We start from the raw sequence: 22,958 nt of genomic DNA, 5'->3' as shown, positions 1-22,958 counted from the left end.
CTTTTTGTTCCGTCTGCCGTTCGCTCGCCCGCCGGCCGCGTGGACGGCCAGGCAAACGGGGCAGCGCGCTGACCGACCGCGTCCGCGCGCTGCGTCGGCATCGTGCGATGCGTCGTTACTTCACGCTCTCGCGAAACCACTTCGGATGGTGCTTTCTCGCCCAGCCGACGGTCACGGTGCCGCGCACCATCGCGCCGATCGAGCCCTTCACCCACAGCGCCGCGTACACGTGCACGACGATGCCGACGATCAGCACGAGCGCCGCGACCGCATGCACGACGGCCGCCGCGCGAATCACGCCGATCGGGAAGTAGAACGAGAAATAACGCCGCCAGATCACGATCCCGGAGACGAGCAGCAACAGCAGACACGCCACCATCGCGAAGAATAGCAGCTTCTGCCCCGCGTTATAGCGGCCGACTTCCGGCAGCTTGTCCTCGCGGTTCGCGAGCACGTCGTCGATCTGCGTGAGCCACTGGCGGTCGCCCGCGTCGAGCAGGTTGTGGCGCCAGTAGCGCACGACCATCACCGCGAACGACACGAACATCACGAGGCCGACGAACGGATGGAGGATCCGCGTCCATTGCCCGCCGCCGAACAGCGCCGTCATCCAGAACATCGACGGATGAAACAGCGCGAGCCCGGACAGCGCGAGCAGCACGAACGAGATCGCGGTGATCCAGTGGTTCGAGCGCTCGTTCGCCGTGTAGCGGACGATCAGGTTGGGGTCGTCATGCTTCATTTCGCGTCCTCCTTGATGCGTCGCGCTTCGTCGCGGGCGGCGGCCTCGTCGTCTTCCGTCACTTCGTTCGGGCCGACGCGCGTGTAGTGGAAGAAGCCGGCGAGCGCGGACAATGCGATGCCCGCGACCGCGAGCGGCTTCGCGATGCCCTTCCACAGCTTCACCATCGGACTGATCGACGGGTCGTCGGGCAGGCCGTGATACAGCGACGGCTTGTCCGCGTGGTGCAGCACGTACATCACGTGCGTGCCGCCGACGCCCGCCGGGTCGTACAGCCCCGCATGCTCGAAGCCGCGCCCCTTCAGATCGGCGATCCGCTCGGCCGCGTGCTGCTTCATGTCGTCCTTCGTGCCGAACACGATCGCGCCCGTCGGGCAGGTCTTCACGCATGCGGGCTCCTGGCCGACCGCGACGCGATCGGAGCACAGCGTGCACTTGTACGCGCGATTGTCCTTCTTCGAGATCCGCGGGATGTTGAACGGGCAGCCGGTCACGCAGTAGCCGCAGCCGATGCAGTTCTCCTCGTGGAAATCGACGATCCCGTTGTTGTACTGAACGATCGCGCCCGGCGACGGACACGCCTTCAGGCAGCCCGGGTCCTCGCAGTGCATGCAGCCGTCCTTGCGGATCAGCCATTCGAGGTCGCCCGCCGGGTTCTCGTATTCGGAGAAGCGCATCACCGTCCACGAGTGCTCGGTCAGGTCGGCCGGGTTGTCGTACACGCCGACGTTCGTGCCGACTTCGTCGCGCAAATCGTTCCACTCCATGCAGGCCGTCTGACACGCCTTGCAGCCGATGCACTTCGATACGTCGATCAGCTTCGCGACGCTGCCCGTCGACGGCTCGCGCGCGGTGGGCGGCGGCGTCGTGGTGGCGGAGACGCGCTTGATATCCAGCGATTGCAATGCCATCTCTTCCCCCTTACGCCTTTTCGACCTTCACCAGGAACGACTTGAATTCCGGTGTGTACGAGTTGCCGTCACCCACGGACGGAGTCAGGGTATTCGCGAGATAGCCGGGCTTCGTCAACCCCTTGAAGCCCCAATGCAACGGAATGCCGACCGTCTGCACCTTCTTGCCGTCGACCGTCAGCGGCTTGATCCGCTTCGTGACGAGCGCGACCGCGACGATGTGCCCGCGGTTCGACGACACCTTCACGAGCTCGCCGTGCGCGACGCCGACTTCCTTCGCGAGATCCTCGCCGATCTCGACGAACTGCTGGGGCTGGATGATCGCGTTCAGCCGCGCATGCTTGGTCCAGTAGTGGAAGTGCTCGGTCAGACGATACGTCGTCGCGACGTGCGGGAACGTGTCGACCTTGCCGAACGCCGCCCGATCGTCCGGGAACACGCGGGCGGCCGGGTTGTTCAGCGCCCGCGGGTTGTTCGGATGCAGCGGGTTCGCGGCGAGCGGCGTCTCGAACGGCTCGTAGTGCTCGGGGAACGGGCCTTCGTTCATCCCGGCGCGCGCGAAGAAACGTGCGACGCCTTCCGGGTTCATGATGAATGGCCCCATGCCGGTCTCGGGCGGCTCGTCGACCTTGTAGTCCGGGATGTCCGGACCGGTCCACGCCTGGCCGTTCCACGCGATCAGCTTGCGGGTCGGGTCGAACGGCTTGCCATTCACGTCGCACGATGCGCGGTTGTACAGGATCCGCCGGTTCGCCGGCCACGCCCACGCCCAGCCGAGCGTCTGGCCGATGCCGGTCGGATCCGAGTTGTCGCGCCGCGCCATCTGGTTGCCCGCCTGCGTCCACGCGCCGCAGAAGATCCAGCAGCCGCTCGCGGTCGTGCCGTCGTCCTTCAGCTGCGCGAAGCCCGCGAGCTGCTCGCCCTTCTTCACGAGCGTCTTCGTCGGGTCCTTCGGGTCGGGCAGATCGGCGAGCGCGCGGCCGCTGAACTCCATCGCGAGCTCTTCGGGCGTCGGGCTTTCCGGGTTCGCGTACGGCCAGCTCAGGTTGACGATCGGATCGGGATACTTGCCGCCGTCCTTCTGGTACATCTCGCGCATCCGCACGAACAGCCCCGACATGATCTCGAGGTCGCTCTTCGCCTGGCCCGGCGGCGCCGCGCCCTGCCAATGCCACTGCAGCACGCGGCCCGAATTGACGAGCGAGCCGCGCTCCTCCGCGAAGCACGAGGTCGGCAGACGGAACACTTCGGTCTGGATCTTCGACGCATCGACGTCGTTGAATTCGCCGTGGTTCTTCCAGAACTCGGACGTCTCGGTCGCAAGCGGATCCATGATCACGAGCCACTTCAGCTTCGCGAGCGCCTCGGACGTCTTCGCCTTCGACGGCGCCGCCGCGAGCGGGTTGAAGCCCTGGCAGATGTAGCCGTTCATCTTGCCTGCATGCATCAGCTCGATCGTCTGCAGCAGGTCGTACTGCTTGTCGAGCTTCGGCAGATAGTCGTAGCCCCAGTTGTTCCCGGCGCCGACCGCGTCGCCCCACCACGCCTTCATGAAGCTCACGTAGAACGCGCGGTAGTTCTTCCAGTAGCTCAACTGGTTCGGCCGCAGCGGCTGCTGCGCGCGTTTCCGGATGTACGCGTCGAAGTCCTGCTCGGCCTGCATCGGCAGCGTCATGTAGCCCGGCAGCAGGTTCGACATCAGCCCGAGGTCGGTGAGACCCTGGATGTTCGAGTGGCCGCGCAGCGCATTCATCCCGCCGCCCGCGATGCCGATGTTGCCGAGCAGCAGCTGCACCATCGCGCCCGTGCGGATCATCTGCGCGCCGACCGAGTGATGCGTCCAGCCGAGCGCGTACAGGATCGTGCCGGCGCGGCCGGGCACGGCCGTCGTCGCGAGCATCTCGCACACCTTCAGGAACTTGTCCTTCGGCGTGCCGCAGATCTTCTCGACCATCTCCGGCGTGTAGCGCGAATAGTGCTGCTTCAGCAGGTTGTAGACGCAGCGCGGGTGTGCGAGCGTTTCGTCGACCTTCACGAAGCCGTCTTCGCCGCGTTCGTAGTCCCACGTCGACTTGTCCGGATACGCGTGCTTGTCCGCGTCGTAGCCGGAAAAAATGCCGTCGTCGAACGCGAAGTCTTCGCGGACGATGAACGAGAAATCCGTGTAGTGCTTGACGTACTCGTGCTGGATCTTGTCGTTCGTCAGCAGGTAATTGATGATCCCGCCGAGGAATGCGATATCCGTACCGGTGCGAATCGGCGCGTAGAAATCGGCGACCGATGCGGTGCGCGTGAAGCGCGGGTCGACGACGACGAGGCGCGCATTGCGATGCGCCTTCGCTTCCGTCACCCATTTGAAGCCGCACGGGTGTGCTTCGGCGGCGTTGCCGCCCATCACGAGAATCACATCCGCGTTCTTGATGTCGACCCAATGGTTCGTCATCGCTCCACGGCCAAACGTCGGGGCAAGACCTGCCACCGTCGGGCCATGTCAGACACGCGCCTGGTTGTCGAACGCGAGCATCCCCATGCTGCGCACGGTCTTGTGCGTCAGATAGCCGACCTCGTTGCTGCCCGCCGACGCGGCCAGCATGCCCGTCGTCAGCCAGCGGTTGACCTTCATGCCGTCGTCCGTCGTCTCGACGAAGTTCGCGTCGCGGTCCGCCTTCATCAGCTTCGCGATCCGGTCGAGCGCATCGCGCCACGAGATCGGCTCCCACTTGTCGGAGCCGGCCGCGCGGTACTCGGGCTGCGTCAGGCGGCTCGGGCTATGGATGAAGTCGACGAGGCTCGCGCCCTTCGGGCACAGCGTGCCGCGGTTGACCGGATGGTCGGGGTCGCCCTCGATGTGGATGATGCTCGACGTGGCGTTCTTCGCGCCGTCGCCGAGGCTGTACATCAGGATGCCGCAACCGACCGAGCAATAGGGACAGGTGTTGCGGGTTTCGACAGTGCGCGCCAGCTTGTATTGGCGGACCTCGGCGAGCGCTTCGGCCGGTGAGAAGCCCATCAGGGCTAGACTCGAGCCGGCGAGCGTCGTCGCGGACAGCTTCAGGAACTGGCGCCGGGACAGTTGGAGCATGGTGGTCTCGGGCGGGTTGTATTGAAGGGGGACAGATTGATTGGATGTCGTTGCGTTGCCGGGTTGCTGGGTTGCTGGGTTGCTGGGTTGCTGGGTTGCTGGGTTGCTGGGTTGCTGGGTTGCTGGGTTGCGGGGTTGCGGGTTTCGCGGCCGCCCCCCGGCGCGGCGTCCGGCGGGAGCCCGCGACGCGGCGGTGACGGGCCGCGTCGTCTATCGTCTTTCCTTTATATGACAACACGAGAGGATCGGATAGCGGAACCGTCACCAATAAGGGAAAACCATTTCTTACAGCGCGCAAGGTTATCAGATTGCGCCAAAACGCGGCGTGTCACGCGAGGCTCGCGCGCACCGGCACAGCGCCGCGCCGGTCGGCGGCCCGGCTTGACGCCCGCCGCAGCGCGATCGGCCCACCCGGACGCCGGACGATCGGCATCGACCGTCCGCGCCGGGGCCGAACACATCGACGAGTTCGGCCGGCATGACGCGCACGCCCCGTCCGCGCGTCGCCGCCGATGCGTTTACGGCATCCGGTTCGAAATATTGAGCGGATTCCTGGGCGAACGACCGAGCGAAACCGGTCCGGACGAAAGTCTTGCCAATTGAAGTCTTGTCTACCGATTCGCCTACCCACGACGAATCAGCCACTCGAATATTTAATAAATTCATATTTTAATTATTCGAGATTATCCAATCCGGTTCGTCCCATATAATCGACATCGGCATTTTAGCCAATTCGCCATTCAATTCAGATTGGGAGGTAATGATGGGATTTTTGCATACGAATGCGCTTTCTTCGTTATTGGCGGCCGCCCTTTGCGCGGCAACTTTCCAGGCCGCGTACGCCGATGTGAAGGACGGCAGGATAGTCATCGCGAACGATGACCTGAATCTGTCGCGGCCGCTGCCGCAAGCCGTGTATCGCGCCGATACCCGCACGCCGGACCAGATATTCCAATATGGCTTTGGCGCGCGCGGCAATTCATACAACATCCGGAATCATGTGATCGGCGGTGCGAATCTCGAAAATACCGGATTCGTGAGCACGACGGCGAGCCGCGAAATCGCGACGCAAATCGCCAACAGCAATCGGCTCGAACTCGCGTCGGCGTGCGGCGCGAGCAGCGACGGCCAAACTACGTTCACGTGCCGCGCATTCGTCTACGAAATCCGCGCGACCGGAAACATGATCTACCTGCCCGATCAATTGACGTCGGATTTGCAGCGATATGCGGGACAGCAGGAGTGGGCGGCGATTCATTCGATCGATCCGCGCCAGATCGTCCGGGCGACCGAGTATCGCGTCAATTTCGTCAACAACATTCCGCAAGGCGGCGCGACGCAGGTGCGCGTCTGGGATAACGTCGCCGGACGCGGCGCCGGTTACGCCGGCTACGATCCGAATTTCATCGGCTACGATCCGGACAACCGGGCGAACAACCACGGCTGGTCATCGACGGCCGACGTCGGCCCGACGTCGACGACCGACCGCCGCTGCACGTCGCAAACCGTCGCGACGAGCGTGACGCGGCCATCGGGCTCCGACCTGGCGATCGCGGTGCCCGAATACTGCGAGGCGCACGGCGGCGTCGTGCTCAGGAACAGCAATGTTCCGGGCGGGGCGAGCGTCGTCGAGCCGGTCGATTTCCGGAATGCGACGCATACGGGGGAAACGCAGAGGTGGCGCGAAACGGCCGATCAGCGCGACAACGACCTGTTGATCGACTCGATCAAGCTGACGTTCACGCCCGCTTATCCGAAGTGACGCGCGGCGTGACGGCGCGGGCGGCGCCTCACGCGTCGTCCGGCTGCGTTCCCGCCTGGTTCCAGCCGAGCGCGTCGTATAGCCGGTAGCGCGCGATGCCGGGATATCGATGGCGGGATATTCATGCAGCGCGAGATCGGCGACCCAGAAATTGTATGCAAGCGGCAGCGGGAACAGCGTCGCTTGCAGGTACTCGGCGCGCACGGGAATCGCCGCGACGCCGAAATGCGCGAAATACAGCACGCTGCGCCGCAATTGGACGCCCGACGTCACGAGCAGCACGCGGTCCGCGCGATAGCCAGCCAGGACGACGCGCGTGAATTGCGCGTTCCGCGACGTGTTCATGCTGCGCGTCTCGGACAGCACATCGGCCGCGTCGATGCCGAGTCCGATCAGCGCATCGCGATGGACGGTCGCTTCCGGTACGCCGTTGAGACGCGCGTCGCCGCCGCTCGCGACGATCTTGCAGTCGGCGTTCGCGCGCGCCTTTCGGCAGCCGCGGTAGAGGCTCGCCGCCTCGACGATCCGCGAATAGGAGAACGTGCCGGGCTCGACCGCGCCCGTCGCGGCGATCTTCTCGGTGACGAGCCCCGGCATGACGATCGCGTTGCGCTCGCCCCATTCGACCGCCGGCCGCGCCGCATACGGCGCCTGCAGATCGCGCAGCAGCCAGGCGGGCACGGGGCCGCAGCCGATCGCGAAGAACAGGAAGGCGGATGCGGTGAACGTCGCTCGACTCGTGTGCCGCCGCTTGGCGATCCAAAGCAGCGCGGCGACGACGCCACGGCGGTCAGCAGCGCGAGCGTCATGCGACGGCCGCCGGCGCATCGGCGGTTGCGAGCGGGCGTGGGCGGACCGGTGGAGCGGTTCGTGCTGCGGGGCGGGCGGATCGGTGCATGGCGGCGGTCGAACGACAACGAGGCTGGAGATTACGCGACGGGCGGGGCTTCGAGGCCAGCATGTGTTCGGCTGGGCCGGAGACGGCGAAAGCGCCGGGCGGATGGAGCCTGCGGCGATGTCGGTATCGACCGCCGTAGCGGTGTCGAGGTCGAGGTCGAGGTCGAGGTCGAAGCCGGGGCCGGGGCCGGGGCCGGGGCCGGGGCCGGGGCCGGGGCCGGCATAGATTTTCACACGAACGTCCCGACACGCCTGAAGCGATGCATCAAGACGCATCGCGGCACGGCTCGATCGAACCGCATGCCGCCCATCTGCCGCCTCCGGAAACGCACACGCCGTCGCCGCTCAAAACGACGGCAACCCCGGCGGATTCGTCTCCGATTTGCCGACCGCCTCCGACAGCAGCCCCCATCGCGCGAGCGCCTGCCGATACTTGCCGCTGCGGATCAGATCGTTGGTCGCGAGCGTCAGCGCATCGGCAAGGCCGCTGCCCTTGCGCGTCGCGATCGCGACGTCGGCCTTGACGGGCCAGCCGGCGTTCACGCTGCCGACGCTGCGGATCCTGCCGTCGCGCGCCGCCTGGTACGCGAGCGTCGCGTTCGGATTCAGTTCGGCATCCGCGCGCCCGGACAGCAGCGCGACGCGTGATGCGCCGTCGTCGTCGAAATACAGCACATCGACCGGCTTGAGGCCCTGCGCGACATTGCGACGGTTCCATTCGAGCAGGATGCGCTCCTGGCTCGTGCCCGACGCGGTGATGATCCGCAGGCCCGCGATGTCCTTCGGCTCGGCGATCCGCGCGATCGGGCTCGCGGTCCTCACGTAGAAGCCGTGCAGGCCGAGCCGGTACGTCGTGAAGTCGAACTTCTCCTTCCGCTTCTCGGTGACGCCGACGTTCGAGATCACCGCGTCGTACTTGCCGGAGCTCAGCCCGAGCGGCCAGTCGGCCCATGCGACGGGCAACAGCGCGAGCCGCCGGCCGAGCGCGTCGGCGATCAGTTGCGCATAGTCGGGATCCGCGCCGACGACCGTGCGCGCGTCGGACGCGTAGGTCGCGACGGGCGGCGCATGCGGCGCGATCGCGACGATGAACGCGCCATCGTCGACCCAGCGGCAGCGGCGCGCCGCGTCGGCGGCGGCCGGATCGCGCACCGCGCGCACGCGGCCCGCCTGGCGCGGATCGAGATCGACCGCGACGCCGGCGGCGCGCGCGCCGAGCGGCGTTGCTGCGAAGGCGGCTGCGAGCGCCGCGGCGCCGCCGACGAAAGTGCGTCTGTCAATCATGGCGTCGACGCCTCCGGCTCCGATAAAACGGCGCGACACGAGGCAAGCACACTCGATTGCGCGGACCGCCGGCGCTTGTCGACGTGCGCGCGGCCACCGCCGCCTCCGTACGCGATGCCGTCGTGTCCGTCGTGTCTGCCGTATCCGCTGTATCCGCTGTATCCGCTGTATCCGCTGTATCCGCTGTATCCGCTGTATCCGCTGTATCCGCCGTATCCGCCGTATCCGCCGTATCCGCCGTATCCGCCGTATCCGCCGTATCCGCCGTATCCGCTTCGTCCAGCGTCGTCGCGACGGCCGCCTCCGCAACCGCCACGGCCGCCGAGCCGCATGCCCGTCTCTCGCCGCGCCGCCATCACAGCACCTTCGACAGGAACGCGCGCGTGCGCGGATGCGCGGGCGCGCCGAGCACTTGCGCGGGCGGCCCCGCTTCGATGATCCGGCCGTGCTCCATGAACAGGATCGTGTCCGCTACCTCGCGCGCGAAGCCGATCTCGTGCGTGACGATGACGAGTGTCGTCCCCGAGCGCGCGAGTTCCTTGATCACGTCGAGCACCTCGTTGACGAGCTCCGGATCGAGCGCGGACGTCGGCTCGTCGAACAGCAGCACCTTCGGCTTCAGCGCGAGCGCCCGCGCGATCGCGACGCGCTGCTGCTGGCCGCCCGACAGTTGGCGCGGATACGCGTCGGCCTTCGCCGCGAGGCCGACCCGCGCGAGCAGCTCGCGCGCGACGCGCTGCGCTTCGGCGCGCGTCGCGCGGCCCGACGCGACAGGCGCCTCGACGATGTTTTCGAGCACGGTCAGATGCGGGAACAGATTGAAATTCTGGAACACCATGCCGACGTCGACGCGGCGGCGCAGCACGTCCTTCTCCTTCAGTTCGTACAGCGTGTCGCCGTCGCGGCGGTAGCCGATCAGTTCGCCGTCGATGTCGATGAAGCCGCCGTCGACGCGCTCGAGATGGTTGATCGTGCGCAGCAGCGTCGATTTGCCGGAGCCGGACTGGCCGAGGATCACGGTGACGCTGCCCGCCCGCGCGACGAACGACACGTCGTCGAGCACCTTGTGCTGGCCGAAGCTCTTCGACACGCGCTGGACAGCGACCTCGCCGCCGCGGCGCTCGCTCGCCGACGGGCGCGCGGCGGCGACCGGCGATCTCGCGTCGGCGGATGCGCCCGATGCGGCGAACACGTCCGAAACAGCCGACGCAGACGACTCAGGCGATGCGGCGCTGCCGGGCACGGTGGAGACATCCGAACCACCGGGTGCGCCAAGCGTCGCCGCGCCCGTCGCGCGTGCTGCGCCCGCCAGTCCGGCCGACACCCGCGACACCCGCGCGAATCCCGCGCCGGAAGCCGACGCATCGCCCGCCGCGCGCGGCTCGTCCCCCGCGCCGCGCCTCGTCCTGCTCGCCTCGCTCGCCGCGTCCGCGCCGCCCGCCCGCGCCGTCGCACGCTCGACGCACCCGCGCCGCGCCGGCAGTGCATCGGTCAACTTGCCGACGATCGCCGCAAGCGGCGACCGCGCCGGATTGCGCACCGCGCCGCGCGCGTAGCGCCGCTCGACCTGCGCCTGAACGATCGACAGCACGGTCAGGATGATCAGATACCAGACGGTCGCGACCATCAGCAGCGGAATCACCTCGAGATTGCGCCGATAGATCACCTGCACCGTATAGAACAGCTCCGGCATCGCGAGCACGTACACCATCGACGTCCCCTTCGCGAGCGAGATCAGATCGTTGAACGCGACGGGCAGAAACGCGCGCATCGCCTGCGGCAGCACGATGCGCGTCGCCTGCCGCGCACGCGGCAGGCCGAGCGCGGCGGCCGCCTCGAGCTGCCCCGCGTCGACCGACAGGATGCCGCCGCGAATTCCTTCGGCCGCGAACGCCGCGTGGTTGAGCGTGAGGCCGAGCACGGCCGCGCAGAACGGGCTGATCAGATCGGTCGTCGCGACCTCGGCGAACGTGACGCCGGTGAACGGCACGCCGAGCCACACGTGTTCGTACAGATAGCCGAGATTGTTGAGAATCAGCAGCAGCACGACGAGCGGAATCGAGCGGAACAGCCAGATGAACGCCCACGCGCACGCGGCGACGAGCGGCGAGCGGGACACGCGCGCGAGCGCGAGCGGCACGCCGAGCGCGAAGCCGAACAGCGCGCCGAGCGCGGTCAGCAGCAGCGTGCGCGCGAGCCCTGACAGCACCGGCTCCGACAGGAACCACTCGGCGAATACCGGCCAGCCCCACTGCGGATTGCCGAGCACCGAATTCAGCACGAGCGCGACCAGCGCGGCGGCGAGCACGGTGCCGGCCGTCCGCGCGCGGTAGCGGGCCGGCACGATCCGAAAACGCGGCGCGTCGCCGCGCGCGGCGGGAATGCCTGGCGTCGGCAGCGCGCCGCCGACGGCGTGAGTGATGTCGCTCATGGTCGTGTTTCCTTGCTGGATCGATGGCGCGCCGCACGGTTGCCCGGCGCCGCGCTCGCGCGCGACGCGGCATGCGCGACGCGGCTTGTGGCGGCGACCGGCGCCGTCATGCGACTTCCGCCGCCGCGTGGCGGCTTTCCTTGCGCGGCAGGCCGAGGTGCTCGCGCAGCGTGCTGCCGTCGAGCGTGCGCCGGTAGCGGCCGCGCGCCTCGAGCGCCGGAATCACGAGCTCGACGAAATCGTCGAGCCCCTGCGCCTGCACCGCGAAGCCGAGGATGAAGCCGTCGCCCGCGCCCGCGTCGATCCAGCGGATCAGCGCGTCGGCGATGTCTTGCGCCGCGCCGATGAACTGCGGGCGCGGCGTCGCGACGGCAAGCGCCGTCTCGCGCAGCGTGAGCCCTTTCGCGCGCGCGTCGGCCTTGATGCGGTCGGTCGTCGAGCGGAAGCTGTTGCGGCCGATGTCGCCGAGCTCCGGGAACGGCGCGTCGAGCGGATACCGCGTGAAGTCGTGGTGATCGAAGTAGCGGCCGAGGTACGCGAGCGCGTCGTCGATCGTCAGCAGATCGCGGATCGCGCGGTACTTGTCCTCCGCCTCGGCGGCCGTGCGCCCGACGATCGGACCGATGCCGGGGAAGATCTTCACGTCGCCGGCGCGGCGGCCGTGCGCGAGCGCGCTGTCCTTCACGCGCTGTGTGAACGCGCGCGTCTCGTCGAGCGACGGCGCGTGCGTGAACACCGCGTCCGCATACTTGCCCGCGAGCGCGATCCCCGCGTCCGACGAGCCCGCCTGGAAGATCACCGGCTGCCCCTGCGGCGAACGCTGGATGTTGAGCGGCCCGGCGACCTGGAAGAACGGGCCCGCGTGATCGAGCGCATGCAGTTTGTCTCGATCGAAGAAGCGGCCGCTCGCGCGATCGCGCACGAAGGCATCGTCGTCCCAGCTATCCCAGAGGCCCTGCGCGACGCTCAGATATTCGTCGGCGATCTCGTAGCGCAGCGCGTGGTCCGGATGCTTCGTCCCGTAATTCTTCGCGGTGCCTTCGAGCGGCGTCGTCACGACGTTCCAGCCGGCTCGGCCGCCGCTCAGCAGATCGAGCGACGCGAACTGCCGCGCGACCGTGAACGGCTCGCTGTACGACGTCGACACGGTGCCGGCGAGGCCGATCTTCGACGTCGCGGTCGCGAGCGCGGACAAGAGCGAGATCGGCTCGAAACGGTTCAGGAAGTGCGGGATCGATTTCTCGTTGACGTAGAGGCCGTCGGCGACGAACGCGAACGCGATGCCGTTCGCCTCCGCCTTGCGCGCGACGCTCAGCATGAAATCGAGGTTGACGCTCGCGTCCGGCGGGTTGCTCGGATGCCGCCACGCGTTCATGTGGCTGCCGGCGCCTTGCAGCATGATGCCGAAGGGGATCGTGGACTGGGTCATGGCGAAGGTGGGTGTCGTTGGAATCGCACGAAAGCGCGCAGCCGCGGCGCGCCGTCCCGGCTGCTCAGGTCTGCACGGACTGCTGCTCGCGCGCGAGCAGCTCGACCGACGCGAGCCGCGCCGGATAGTGCGTGACCGGCGAATCGACGACGAACTCGCCGACGCCGTAGCGGCGCGCGAGCGCGTCGAGCTCGCGATGCACGTCGTCCGGCGCGCCGGCGATCACGTGCGGGCGCAGCTCGTCGATCCGGTAGTCGGTCGCGCCGCTCTGGCGCGCGAACTCGGCCGCCGCCTGCGCGCTGCCGAGATTGACGCTCTGGCCGCCCGCGAGCTTCAGCTTGAAGATCCGCAGCGCGCCGATCAGCCGCTCGGCTTCCCCTTTCGTCGGCGCCGCGACCGCGTACAGCGCGAGGAGCGGCGCGCGCCCGGCCGCGCGGCGATACGCGTCGAGCGAGCGCTCAACGTTCGCCTCGTCGCCGTTGAAGTGTCCGGCATAGCAGAACTGCCAGCCGAACCGGGCCGCGAGCGCGGCGCTCTCCGGCGAGCCGCCGAGCAGCACGCGCTCGGGCGCCTCGGGCGGCACCGGCAGCGCGACCGCGCCGGCGAGCGGATGATCCTCGGCGACGCCCCAGTTCAGGAACGCGTCGAGCTCGGCGAGCTGGTCGGCGAACGCGGGCTTGCGCGGCCTGTCGTGCAGCGACTGCAGCGCGCGCGTCGTCAGCGGCAGGCCGCCCGGCGCCTTGCCGACGCCGAGATCGACGCGCCCCGGCGCGAGCGACGCGAGCAGCTTGAACGTCTCGGCGACCTTGAACGGGCTGTAATGCTGGAGCATCACGCCGCCGGACCCGACGCGGATCCGCGACGTATGCGCGAGCACGTGCGATACGACGATCTCGGGCGCGGAGCTCGCGAGCCCCGGCGCGCCGTGATGCTCGGCGATCCAGAAGCGGCGATAGCCGAGCGCCTCGGCGCGCTGCGCGAGCGTGACCGTGAAACGCAGCGCGTCGGCCGCCGTCGCGCCTTCGGCGATCGGGCTCTTGTCCAGCAGCGATAACGAATATGACATGGCGGATGCGAATGCAGGCTACGGGAAATCGGAAAGAGCCGGGCGATGCGGCAAAGCGGTGCGGAGGCGCCGCGCGCCTGCCCGGCGCTATCACGTTATTGAGCGGCGCTACACATTGGCTTCATCAATCGGCTTCATGCAGCGGTTCCAGCGGCTATACGCGGCTACGAGCGGCTACACGCGGGCTGCGACGCGACGCACCGATCGCGAAGACCGGCCGGCGCGCCGATGCCGCGCGTCAAGTCTTCGGCAAGCCCGGCGGATTGGTCCGCGATACGTCGATCGCCTCGGAGCCGAGACTCCAGCGATCGAGCACGCGCCGGTAAGCGCCGTTCTTGATGAAGTCGTTGATTGCGATCGTGAACGGCGCCGCGAGACCGCTGCCCTTGCGCGTCGTGACCGCGATGTCCGCGGTGCGCGGCCAGCCGCCGCTCACCGCGCCGACGAGTTTGGTCCGGTGCTGCTGCGCGGCCTGGTAGGCGAGCACCGCGTTCACGCTGAAGATCGCGTCGGCGCGGCCCGACTGCAGCGCGACGCTCTTGACCGCGTGATCGTCGTAATACTGGACAGTGACGGCCTTGAGCCCGCGCGCGACGTTCCCGCGGTCCCATTCGAGCAGGATCTTTTCCTGATTGGTGCCGGCGTCGGTGATCACGCGCAGGCCCGCGACGTCCTTCGGTTCCCGGATCGACGCGATCTTGCTGTCGGACTTCACGTAGAAGCCGACCTGATCCTTGCGATACGTCGAGAAATCGAACTTCGCCTTGCGTTCCTCAGTCACGGTCACGTTCGACAGCACCGCGTCGACGCGGCCCGATTCGAGCGCGAGCGGCCAGTCCGCCCACGCGAGCGCGACGATCTTCAGCTTGCGGCCGAGGCTGTCGGACAATAGTTGCGCGAGATCGGCGTCGAAGCCGACGACCGTGCGCGCGTCGGTTGCATACGAACTGATCGGCGGCTGGCTCGGCGCGATGCCGACGGTCAGCGTGTCCGGCTCCGCGAACTTGAAGCGCGCGGGCAGCGCGCGGACCACTGCTTCGTCGCGCGCGCCGCGCACGCGTCCGGGCTGCTCGGGGCTCAGGTCGAACGTGACGGCCGACGCCGCCGCGCCGACGCCAGCCAACACGGCCGCGACGACCGCGCGTGCGGCCCATCCGGCGATCGATTTCGTGTATTGCGATTTCATCGGCGATTCCTGTGCGTTGCGAATGTCTCGTCGTTTTCGATGCGAAGCGCGGGCCGGGACGCGCGCCACGTGCGCGCCGCCCGCCGCGCCTCGCGTCATTCGACCGGCGCGGCCGGCACGGGCGCGCGCAGGTCGTCGAGCGTGCCGACGCGGGCGGGCCCGATCAGATCCTTGCCGAACGGCAAATGCACGTAGATCTCCGGATCGACGTCGCGATCGAATAGCGCGGCATAGCCGGCGTCGAGATACAGCGCCCACGCTTCCGGCTGCCGGAATCCCGTCGTCAGATAGACGCGCCGATAACCCTGCCGCGCGGCGCGCAGCTCGAGTTCGCGGACCACGCGCCGCGCGAGCCCCTGGCGTCGCAAATCGGCGCGCGTCCAGATCCGCTTGAGCTCCGCCGTTTGCGCGTCGTATCGCTTGAAGGCCCCGCCGCCGATCGTCTCGCCGTCGCGGATCAGCAGGATGAACGCGCCTTCGGGCGGCGTGAACAGCTCGGCCGAATAGCGCGCGAGCTCCGCTTCCGCCGACGCGCGGCTGTCGGGCCGGTACGCGTGATAGCGCGTCGCGTATTCGTCGACCAGCGCGTCGATCAGAGGCTTCGCGCGCGCGTCGTGCGGCGCGGTGTCGATAATGCTGTCGGTCATGGCGATGTCGTCGGAGGCGAACGGTCACGCGCGGACGATGCGCCGATACGCCGGCTCGCCGCCGCGGCGCGCCCGTTCGTTCTACGGAATGTGGGCGGCGCGGCCGCGTCGCGTTCGATGTGCGCCTGCTTCGTTCGGCGCACGCCCGTCGCGATGCCATCGCGCTGCCATGCACGTCACATTAGCGTTTCGACTCGCAAAGACTAACCAAGCAATTTCGATATCGATATCGACGGCGGTGTAGCAAGGATTTCGTCGAAACGCTCGTTGCGCGGCGCGAATCGATCGCGCCATGGAGGAGTGGCTCGCAGAATTTGACTTGCGGCTCTGGACGGAGAACCGGGAGCGCGTCGAATCGCCATGCGCGCCGACGAACCGGCTCCACGCGCATCGTCACAAAAAAAATGAGAGCGCGCACGCCCTCTTACCAATCCGCCCCGATTTCGCGAACGCCGTCCGGCAAACGAAGCGGCGGACGAATCACGGGCCGCCCGCGTCGACGTGAACGGCGGAGCCCGCCGCGACATCGACGGCGGCCGCCCGGGCCGGCAGCGCGGATCGGGCTTTGTCCGGCCCCAGAAAGAACGAATCGGCGTTCCACCAATCGATGCCGAGTTCCTTCGCCTTATCGACGGAGCAGATCAAGAGCCGGATGCGGATCGTCAGAAGCTCGACGTCGACCAGGTTGATCCGGATATCGCCGGTGATGACGACGCCCTTGTCGAGCACACGCTCGAGGAGATCGGCCACGGTCGTGCTGGAGACGCTGTGCTGGGGCGAAGCGGTGCGTGGCTGGCTCATGGGATGGTTCTCAAAAAAGACGGCCGAGCGGGCCGAGATCGAGATTGAGATCGGCGCCGGTGAAACCGAACTGCCCGGCGAGCCGCTCGATCTCCTCGGCCTGCCGCATCAGCGCGAGCCCCAGCCGCTCGATTTCGTCGTCGTTCAGGCTGCCGGCGTCGATTCGCCGCAACGCCTGCCGTTCCAGCAGTTCGTGCAACAGCTTGATCAGCGCCAGAACGAGCTTCGCGAGGCCGTTGCCCGCAGAGGCGGCCGTGACGTCGACGCGTGGCGTCGCGCGCGGCGGCGGCGCCTGTTGCTGAGCCAGCGCCTGTTCCAGCGCGGCGGCGAGTGCGGCGGCGGTCGTTACGGCAGCCGCGTGCGGCCCATTCATCGGGATTCCTCTTCGAGCGGCATCGCGCGGCCGGCCAACGCGGTTTCCACCGAGGTCAGGAGCAAGCGCAGATGCAAGTAGAGCAGATCGACGTCAGCCACCGAGACGACCACGTGGGCGGAAATCACCGCGCCCTTGTTCAGAATCCGGTCCAGCGACTCGCACAGGGACAGCCGTTCGGCGAGCTCGGCCGGCACGGGTTCGCCGTCCGCGCTGCGCACGGCTCGAGACGGCGGCGAGCAAGGCGGCGTCACGACGTTTCCAGGCTGTCCAGATGATCGAGCAGCGCCTGTTCGCGCGCTTCGAACGCAGCCTCGTCGATCTGGCCGGATTCGAGTTCGCGATAAAGATCGATGAGCGCCGCCTTGGTCATCTCGATGTCGGCGATCGTCTCTTCCTCGGCGGCCTGCGCGATCTCTTCGAAGATCCAGAACATGCCCTTGATCGGCGCGGCCAGCAGGTTATCGAGAATGAACATGGCACCCTTCAGAGACTCATGTTGAGATTGACGAAATGATGAGGCGGACACGGCCCGCTGTATTTCAGCACGAGCGCATCGTCGAGTTTCTGCGACGCGGCGGCCACGCCCGACTCGAATCGGCCGAGGTCGGCGTTTCGCACGAGGCAGGTCAAGCGCAGGATTTCCGTCTCGCTGCGCGGCGGGTCGTGCCGGGTCTCCTTGCAACACGCGTCGAGCGCCTCGTCCACCAATGCCGCGTGACGCGCCCGCTCTTCGTTCAGCACGCGTTCGAAGCGGCTGCCCAACTCGATCTTGTCGTCGCGCGTGACCGCGCCGCCGCGCGCCAGCATGGCGTCGCGCGCAGCCTTGAGATCGGGGCGGACGTCGATCAGATAGCGAAAGACGTCGGGCACGTCCCAGTTCAGTCGCACGCTCATTTCCACGTGGTCCGCGAGCCGCGCGAGTTCGCTGCCGAGCATGGTCCGGTGCTTCTTGAGCATCCTGCGCAGCGCGATTTCGCTGGTGGCGATCGTGCCGAACGCCACCGGCAGCACGGTGCCCTCGGCCGCGAGGCTCTGGATGACCGTGTGATGCGCGAGCAGATGGCGCCGCTCGGGACGGACTTTCGCGAGACCCGTGTCGCTGACGATCGCCGCGACGTCGCCGTCGGTCAACGCGTAGACGGCCGTTCCGCCGATGCCCGACGGAAGGCTGGCCGGCACCTCTCGCGCATGCTTGACGGCGTACAGATAGCGCGCGCCGCTATGGCTGGTCATGCTGCACCTCATGCGGCGCCGGCTTGCGGATAGTCGGCTTCACGTTGGGAGGCACGAGCATGGGCGCGTCCTGAAGACGGACAGACTCGATGCAGCCTTCGACGATGTCCACCATCAGCAGCGAATGGCAGACCCAGCAGCGCAGCGCGCCATGGTATCGAGCGTAGGAGTCGTCGTCGACTTCGATCTGGTGCCCGCAGGAAATGCAGTTGATGTTCATGATGTCCCTCTCAATATCGAATCCGGAACGATCCGCCGATGTCGCCGGCCTGCGGCGCTTCGCTTTCGATCGCCGCATACAGCCTGGCCTTCTCGCGCTCCAGATCGGCGAGCCGGCTGTCGACGCTGGCGATGCGGCGCTGCGCGGCCCGTCGCTCGATGTCCCGCCGGCTTTTTTCCATTTCGATGCACGAGATCCGCATGTACATGCTATGCACCGGCATCGCTGCCGAGGTGGACGTATGCCGGGCACGGATGTCGTGCAGCCCTTTTCTCGGAATCGGCATGATTCATCTCCGCGCTTTCGTGCGCCGGCCTGCTTGACGGGCCGGCTGCGCCTCCTGCTCCAGATCCACCCCGAGGATGTCTCTGCAGGCCCATACGTAGCCGGGGTTGTCGCGCGTCGCATCGCCGCCGCGATAGGCGAGCGCGCGAGCGAGCGCGATGGCCGCCCGGATGCTGGGATGGTGGCCGTCGCCGCCGGTGTCGCGCAGCCGGCGGGTGAGATCGACGATCCGCTCGGCGTCGACGCGCTCGATTTCGGATCGGGCCCAGACGATCTCGACCTCCGTCTCGCGGTCGTAGTGCCCCACTTGAATCGTGATCAGCCGGCCCATCAACGCGTTCTGCGTCTTGTGCACGCCCACGTACTCTTCCGGATTCGACGTGAAGATCGCGCGAAAGCCGGGATGCACCGTCAGATAGCCGGCGCCCGTCATGCGATTGGGCAAGTTCAGGATGCCTTCCGACAATACCGGCAGCAGCGCGTTGTTCGCTTCCGGCCGGGATCGGTTGAATTCGTCGTAGATGAGCGTGAGGCCGTGCTGGCAGGCCGTCGTCAGGCGATTGTCGATCCAGGTCGTGGTCATTTCCTCCTCGGTCTTGACCACCGAATGGATGAAGTTGTCGACCACCCGCGAGCGGCGATATCCGGCGCCGCGACCGACGAGATCGGCGCTGCCGAGTTCGTCGTCGCCATGCATCAGCACGACTTGCCGACCGAGCTGAGCGGCGATGTGGAATGCGAGCGTGGTCTTGCCGGTGCCCGACGGCCCCGCAAGATGCACCCCGTAGCCGGCGCCGAGATAGGTCAGCGCACGTTCGGTGAGATTGCGAACGGCGGGCGTCTGCACGAATTCGGCACTCGCTTCCAACCGCACCCTGTCCCGGGCGGCGCCGTCGCTATTCACGCCGCGCGCCGCTGCAACCAGTTCCGGCGGTGGGGCGAGATCGGTCATGATTCCCTCCAGTTATCGGAAAAGCATCGGCCAGGCGCAGCGGTCGGTCGAGCGCATCGATCGGTGGGCCGCCGCGCCCAGTCGCAAACGGCCCTAGCCTCGCCAAGCGCGGCGGGCTCCCCTCAGATCGGCGTCGAACGCCTGCCGCAGATCACGCACGCGCTCGACCAGGTCCGTCACGAAAGCCGTTCTGGCGTCGAGCGCGTGGCTGAACATGTCGGCATTGGCCGAGTGCAGTTGCCGCAACAGTTGCGCGACTTCCGTTCGCAGATCCTCGCGCGAATCCGCCAGCTTCTGCAGCAGTCTCTGCCGCTCCCTGTGACCCGCCACGACTTCCTGATGCAACCGGGTCATGTCTTGCGTCATGCTGTTCATGGCTGTTCCTTTCGAGGCCGACCGCTTTGCCGCGGCCGGAAACCAAGTTGCCCGCCACGCGGCGGCAACGTCGGTCACGCTGCTGGCGCTGCGGCAGTCGCGGTCAAGCCGATTGCTTCGGCATACTTGAGATAGGTTTCGACCGACGCGATGACGACGCGGGCCTCGATCGAGAGCAGCTCAATGCCGACAAGCGACACCTTTGCCCACACGTCGATGACGATGCCCTTGTCGAGGATGCGATCGACAACTTCGGCCAGGCTCGAAGAGTCGGTCGATTTTTGCACTTTGGCCATGATGGCCTCCTTGCTATACGTTGATGGGAAAAGACATTTGCGCTGCAGGAGCAGGCTAGGGCCACCAAGCAACCCCCATGCCGGAACACGGAGCATCGTGCGAGAAAGTTGTCGTGGATGCCGTCGTCGGTCACGCGACGCCGATATGCAACGACTTTGATTCCGAGGCAGGCGAAATCAGCGCGAAATCCCGTACTCGAAACAATGAACCGGCGTCGCAATTTTCAATTTTCGTGTTTCGATCAATGTCGAATTCGATTGAAACGTCTTTTGCGCAAACGTGCATATCCGGCGTATGGAGGCGGTGTCGCGGTATGGAAAGCATTCCATGGAGCGCTTTCCATACCGTCCCCAATGCGCGAAGCATGCGCCGTAAAAATGCCGACGCGGACGGCCATATATTTCCTATGCTGAGAATTGCAGCATAAGGTCGACACCATACAAATACGGCGACACATAGGGGAGCGGCCATGCCCGACAGCAGCCGCACATTGATCTGCATTCCGATTCTCCATTCCGGCATCGACATGGGGCAGTTCGCTCCGCTCGTCGACGATGCGGCGCAAGCCCATCTCGGCGCCGACACGTGGCAACGTCGCATGATCGACGTCGAGCGCATGTGGGACGGCATTGAAGAAGCAATCCCTCGGCTCGGCCTCGACCTGAAATCCGTGCGCATCTATCAGGACGGCTTGCCGGTATGCGGCCGCGAGCTCGAGATCGTCGACGATCTCGCGAAGGCCGGCAGCCGCAATCATCGTTTGCTGCAAACGCTGAGTCGGCAAGGCGCGACGCTGGTTGGCACCGAAGCGCCGGAATTGCTGGTGGAGGAATACGAGCTCGCGTGGCGGCTGCTCAACGCCGCGTCCGCGAACCGGCAACGAACCGACACCGAACGCCAGCTCGCGGCCGACCTGCTGCAAAGACGCGACCGGTTCATTGCGCGCCGGATCGACGAGACGCTGCCGGCCGGCGGCACCGGCATTCTGTTCGTCGGCGCGCTGCACCGGGTGGCGCCCCTCTTGCCGGCCGATCTGGCCGTGAGCTATCCGCTCGGCAGCCCGACGATCTGAGGCGGCGAACGCCATGAATACGGTTCCAAGCCCGATGCCCGCGCGCGTGCTGATCGTCAACGAGCCGATTTTCGGCTCGCGGCTGACCGAGCTGCTACGCCACGCGGGCCTCGACGCCGTGTCCGCGCAAACCGGCTACGCGGCGCTGCGGACCCTGGAGCAACAGCGCTCCGACGCCGTGGTGCTCGACGACCGCCTGCAGGACATGAGCGGGCTGGACCTGCTGCACGCGATCCGGCGACGGACGCCGCAGATGCCGGCAGTGATGCTCACCGACCATCCGGACGTGCAGGGCGCCATCTGCGCGATGCGGGACGGCGTTCAGGACTACATCTCGAAGTCGGTCGACGACGACGTGCTGGTGCGCGCGGTCAGGACGGCGCTGACCAGCGGCGGCGGCCGGAGCGGCGAGCCGTCGGTCGCCGCCAGCCTGTGCGAAAGCATGGGGCCGAGCGAAGCCGTCGCCCGCCTGGTCGCCCGGATCGGGCTCGTGGCGAAGAGCACGTTTTCGGTCCTGATCCTGGGCGAAAGCGGCGCGGGCAAGGAACTGGTCGCGCGCGCGATCCATCGCAGCAGCGGGCGGCGCGCGGCGCCTTTCGTCGCGATCGATTGCGGCGCGATTCCGGAGCAACTGCTCGAATCGGAACTTTACGGCTACGAGAAAGGTGCGTTCACCGGCGCGGCCGTCGCCAAGTCCGGCAAGTTCTCGGCCGCGAACTACGGTACGCTGTTTCTCGACGAGATCGCCAATCTGCCGCTCGCGTCGCAAGCCAAGCTGCTGCGCGTGATCCAGGAGCGCACGCTGTATCGCGTGGGCGGCAACACACCGCTGCCGCTGGACGTGCGCATCGTCGCCGCCACCAACGAAGACATCGAGCAAAAGGCGCTCGATGGCGGCTTTCGCCGCGACCTCTTCTTCAGGCTGTCCGAATTCGTGATCCACGTCCCCGCGTTGCGCGAACGACGGGACGACATCCTTTACCTGGCGCGGCACTTCGCCACGCAAACCTGCACGGAATTGGACAAGTCCCCCGTCACGTTCTCCGACGCGACTTGCGAGCGCTTGTTGAATCACCCGTGGCCGGGCAACGTCCGGCAGCTACGCAACACGATCCGGCAAGCCGTCCTCGTCGCGGGCGACATCGTGCAGCCGGCTCATCTCAATATCGCCTCGTCCGGCAAGCATGCGGCGCCGGCGCCGGAATTCGGCTGGGAAGGACTGTCGCTGAAGGAAGTGGTACGACGCAATATCGCCGACATCGAACGGCGAGTGATCGAACAGGTGTTGCAGGCGACCCATGGCAACAAGGCCCAAGCGGCACGAGTCTTGCAAGTCGACTACAAGACCATCCATTCGAAGGTCAAGGAGTACCGCATCGAATTCCGAGGAGTCGACGATGAAGACCAAGCGTGACGGAGCGAAAGAAGCCGCCAGTGGCTTCGAAGGCATCATGTCGGGCATCGTGAACCTGGTGGAGAAACTCAACGAACTGGCTCAGACCGGCAATGAACTTCAGCTGCTGAAAGAGCATACGACCGATGCGGGTATCCGGGGCGTCTACGGCATCAACATCAAGGTCGGTTTGGGGCAGGACAAGGATAGGGTCTCGGTCGAGCCGTTCGGCAACATCCGCAAGGACAAGTCCGGCCACGCGGTGGTGCAGGAAGTGATCGAACCGATCGTGGACGTGTTCGAAGAGACCGACCATACGCTCGTGGTGGCGGAAATGCCGGGCGTGAGCCTGGAAGACGTGAGGCTCGACGTCCAGGACGACGTGCTCACGATCGTCGCGGAGCACCGGCCCAAGAAATACATCAAGGAAGTGCTGCTGCCTCGCCCGTATACGCGCGACCAGATGCAATTCGGCTGCAACAACGGGATTCTCGAAATCAAGTGCACGGACTGAAAC

Annotated in this window: 25 protein-coding genes and 2 pseudogenes; 5 read left to right on the top strand and 22 right to left on the bottom strand. The window is 66.8% G+C overall.

Annotation, left to right across the window (positions count from 1 at the left end; translation table 11 throughout):
- Positions 1-115: 115 nt before the first annotated feature.
- From WS69_RS22530 to WS69_RS35025, 5 genes are all read right to left on the bottom strand, one after another.
- Positions 116-742: a formate dehydrogenase subunit gamma gene (locus WS69_RS22530; protein WP_059472878.1), complete on the bottom strand. Its 627-nt coding sequence runs from the start codon at positions 740-742 to the stop codon at positions 116-118.
- Positions 739-1,653 (bottom strand): formate dehydrogenase subunit beta, encoded by a 915-nt coding sequence (gene fdxH / locus WS69_RS22525; RefSeq protein WP_059472877.1) that lies wholly within the window; start codon positions 1,651-1,653, stop codon positions 739-741. Before fdxH ends, WS69_RS22530 begins: the two co-directional genes overlap by 4 nt.
- Before the next feature lie 10 nt (positions 1,654-1,663).
- The gene (gene fdnG, locus WS69_RS22520; RefSeq protein ID WP_156438323.1) at positions 1,664-4,735 is read right to left on the bottom strand and encodes a formate dehydrogenase-N subunit alpha; all 3,072 of its coding nucleotides are present in this window, start codon (positions 4,733-4,735) and stop codon (positions 1,664-1,666) included.
- A gap of 303 nt (positions 4,736-5,038) precedes the next feature.
- A complete protein-coding gene (locus WS69_RS33665) occupies positions 5,039-5,401 on the bottom strand; it encodes a hypothetical protein (RefSeq protein ID WP_156438321.1) in 363 nt (120 codons plus the stop codon).
- Between the two features lie 3 nt (positions 5,402-5,404).
- Positions 5,405-5,725, bottom strand: coding sequence for a DUF4170 domain-containing protein (locus tag WS69_RS35025; protein WP_162498988.1), 321 nt, complete (start codon positions 5,723-5,725; stop codon positions 5,405-5,407).
- Between WS69_RS35025 and WS69_RS33660 the strand changes: the two genes are divergently transcribed.
- Entirely contained in the window at positions 5,649-6,497 is an 849-nt protein-coding gene (locus tag WS69_RS33660) for an enterotoxin A family protein (RefSeq protein ID WP_226382978.1), read from the top strand. The genes WS69_RS35025 and WS69_RS33660 overlap by 77 nt on opposite strands.
- Positions 6,498-6,525: 28 nt before the next feature.
- On the opposite strand, the pseudogene WS69_RS31890 reads toward WS69_RS33660, so the two are convergent.
- From WS69_RS31890 to WS69_RS22465, 7 genes and pseudogenes are all read right to left on the bottom strand, one after another.
- A pseudogene (locus WS69_RS31890) lies at positions 6,526-7,306 on the bottom strand (YdcF family protein).
- A 433-nt stretch (positions 7,307-7,739) separates the two neighbouring features.
- Positions 7,740-8,678, bottom strand: coding sequence for an ABC transporter substrate-binding protein (locus WS69_RS22495; RefSeq protein WP_059472873.1), 939 nt, complete (start codon positions 8,676-8,678; stop codon positions 7,740-7,742).
- Positions 8,679-9,033: 355 nt separating this feature from the next.
- Complete coding sequence (locus tag WS69_RS35335; RefSeq protein WP_082716371.1) at positions 9,034-11,109, bottom strand: amino acid ABC transporter permease/ATP-binding protein; 2,076 nt, start codon at positions 11,107-11,109, stop codon at positions 9,034-9,036.
- A 106-nt stretch (positions 11,110-11,215) separates the two neighbouring features.
- Complete coding sequence (locus WS69_RS22480; protein WP_059472872.1) at positions 11,216-12,538, bottom strand: LLM class flavin-dependent oxidoreductase; 1,323 nt, start codon at positions 12,536-12,538, stop codon at positions 11,216-11,218.
- Between the two features lie 64 nt (positions 12,539-12,602).
- On the bottom strand, positions 12,603-13,604 hold the full coding sequence (locus WS69_RS22475) for an LLM class flavin-dependent oxidoreductase (protein WP_059472871.1): 1,002 nt from the start codon (positions 13,602-13,604) through the stop codon (positions 12,603-12,605).
- Positions 13,605-13,842: 238 nt separating this feature from the next.
- The gene (locus WS69_RS22470) at positions 13,843-14,790 is read right to left on the bottom strand and encodes an ABC transporter substrate-binding protein (RefSeq protein ID WP_059472870.1); all 948 of its coding nucleotides are present in this window, start codon (positions 14,788-14,790) and stop codon (positions 13,843-13,845) included.
- A gap of 95 nt (positions 14,791-14,885) precedes the next feature.
- The gene (locus WS69_RS22465; RefSeq protein WP_059472869.1) at positions 14,886-15,437 is read right to left on the bottom strand and encodes a GNAT family N-acetyltransferase; all 552 of its coding nucleotides are present in this window, start codon (positions 15,435-15,437) and stop codon (positions 14,886-14,888) included.
- Here WS69_RS22465 and WS69_RS35715 point away from each other — a divergent pair.
- Positions 15,436-15,681 (top strand): annotated as a pseudogene (locus WS69_RS35715) (hypothetical protein). The gene WS69_RS22465 and the pseudogene WS69_RS35715 overlap by 2 nt on opposite strands.
- Positions 15,682-15,917: 236 nt before the next feature.
- Here WS69_RS35715 and WS69_RS22455 read toward each other — a convergent pair.
- From WS69_RS22455 to gvpA, 10 genes are all read right to left on the bottom strand, one after another.
- Positions 15,918-16,238, bottom strand: a complete 321-nt coding sequence (locus WS69_RS22455; protein WP_231747191.1) for a gas vesicle protein — start codon at positions 16,236-16,238, stop codon at positions 15,918-15,920.
- Between the two features lie 10 nt (positions 16,239-16,248).
- Positions 16,249-16,611, bottom strand: a complete 363-nt coding sequence (locus tag WS69_RS22450; RefSeq protein ID WP_059472866.1) for a gas vesicle protein K — start codon at positions 16,609-16,611, stop codon at positions 16,249-16,251.
- Positions 16,608-16,808, bottom strand: a complete 201-nt coding sequence (locus WS69_RS22445) for a gas vesicle protein (protein WP_226382874.1) — start codon at positions 16,806-16,808, stop codon at positions 16,608-16,610. Before WS69_RS22445 ends, WS69_RS22450 begins: the two co-directional genes overlap by 4 nt.
- A gap of 53 nt (positions 16,809-16,861) precedes the next feature.
- Positions 16,862-17,089 carry a gas vesicle protein GvpG gene (locus tag WS69_RS22440; protein ID WP_059472864.1) on the bottom strand — a complete coding sequence of 76 codons (228 nt, stop codon included), beginning with the start codon at positions 17,087-17,089 and terminating at the stop codon, positions 16,862-16,864.
- Positions 17,090-17,097: 8 nt separating this feature from the next.
- Complete coding sequence (locus WS69_RS22435) at positions 17,098-17,847, bottom strand: GvpL/GvpF family gas vesicle protein (RefSeq protein WP_059472863.1); 750 nt, start codon at positions 17,845-17,847, stop codon at positions 17,098-17,100.
- Positions 17,834-18,067 carry a hypothetical protein gene (locus tag WS69_RS22430; protein ID WP_059472862.1) on the bottom strand — a complete coding sequence of 78 codons (234 nt, stop codon included), beginning with the start codon at positions 18,065-18,067 and terminating at the stop codon, positions 17,834-17,836. The genes WS69_RS22435 and WS69_RS22430 overlap by 14 nt, the downstream gene beginning before the upstream one ends.
- A gap of 10 nt (positions 18,068-18,077) precedes the next feature.
- Entirely contained in the window at positions 18,078-18,353 is a 276-nt protein-coding gene (locus WS69_RS22425; RefSeq protein WP_059472861.1) for a hypothetical protein, read from the bottom strand.
- A 3-nt stretch (positions 18,354-18,356) separates the two neighbouring features.
- The gene (gene gvpN, locus WS69_RS22420; protein ID WP_226382875.1) at positions 18,357-19,304 is read right to left on the bottom strand and encodes a gas vesicle protein GvpN; all 948 of its coding nucleotides are present in this window, start codon (positions 19,302-19,304) and stop codon (positions 18,357-18,359) included.
- 93 nt (positions 19,305-19,397) lie between these two features.
- The gene (locus tag WS69_RS22415) at positions 19,398-19,679 is read right to left on the bottom strand and encodes a hypothetical protein (protein WP_059472859.1); all 282 of its coding nucleotides are present in this window, start codon (positions 19,677-19,679) and stop codon (positions 19,398-19,400) included.
- Between the two features lie 74 nt (positions 19,680-19,753).
- A complete protein-coding gene (gvpA, locus tag WS69_RS22410; RefSeq protein ID WP_010109838.1) occupies positions 19,754-19,975 on the bottom strand; it encodes a gas vesicle structural protein GvpA in 222 nt (73 codons plus the stop codon).
- 470 nt (positions 19,976-20,445) lie between these two features.
- Between gvpA and WS69_RS22405 the strand changes: the two genes are divergently transcribed.
- Genes WS69_RS22405 through WS69_RS22395 form a run of 3 tightly spaced genes read left to right on the top strand, consistent with a single transcriptional unit; the run spans position 20,446 to position 22,955 of the window.
- Positions 20,446-21,048 carry a hypothetical protein gene (locus WS69_RS22405; RefSeq protein WP_059472858.1) on the top strand — a complete coding sequence of 201 codons (603 nt, stop codon included), beginning with the start codon at positions 20,446-20,448 and terminating at the stop codon, positions 21,046-21,048.
- A gap of 13 nt (positions 21,049-21,061) precedes the next feature.
- A complete protein-coding gene (locus tag WS69_RS22400) occupies positions 21,062-22,462 on the top strand; it encodes a sigma-54-dependent transcriptional regulator (RefSeq protein ID WP_059472857.1) in 1,401 nt (466 codons plus the stop codon).
- Positions 22,446-22,955 carry an Hsp20/alpha crystallin family protein gene (locus tag WS69_RS22395; RefSeq protein WP_059472856.1) on the top strand — a complete coding sequence of 170 codons (510 nt, stop codon included), beginning with the start codon at positions 22,446-22,448 and terminating at the stop codon, positions 22,953-22,955. Before WS69_RS22400 ends, WS69_RS22395 begins: the two co-directional genes overlap by 17 nt.
- Positions 22,956-22,958: the final 3 nt, after the last annotated feature.

It is taken from the genome of Burkholderia sp. BDU5, assembly GCF_001522845.1.
Lineage (GTDB): Bacteria > Pseudomonadota > Gammaproteobacteria > Burkholderiales > Burkholderiaceae > Burkholderia > Burkholderia mayonis.
The sequence above is the reverse complement of the archived record's forward strand: the minus strand, read 5'-3'. Positions and strand labels throughout refer to the sequence as shown.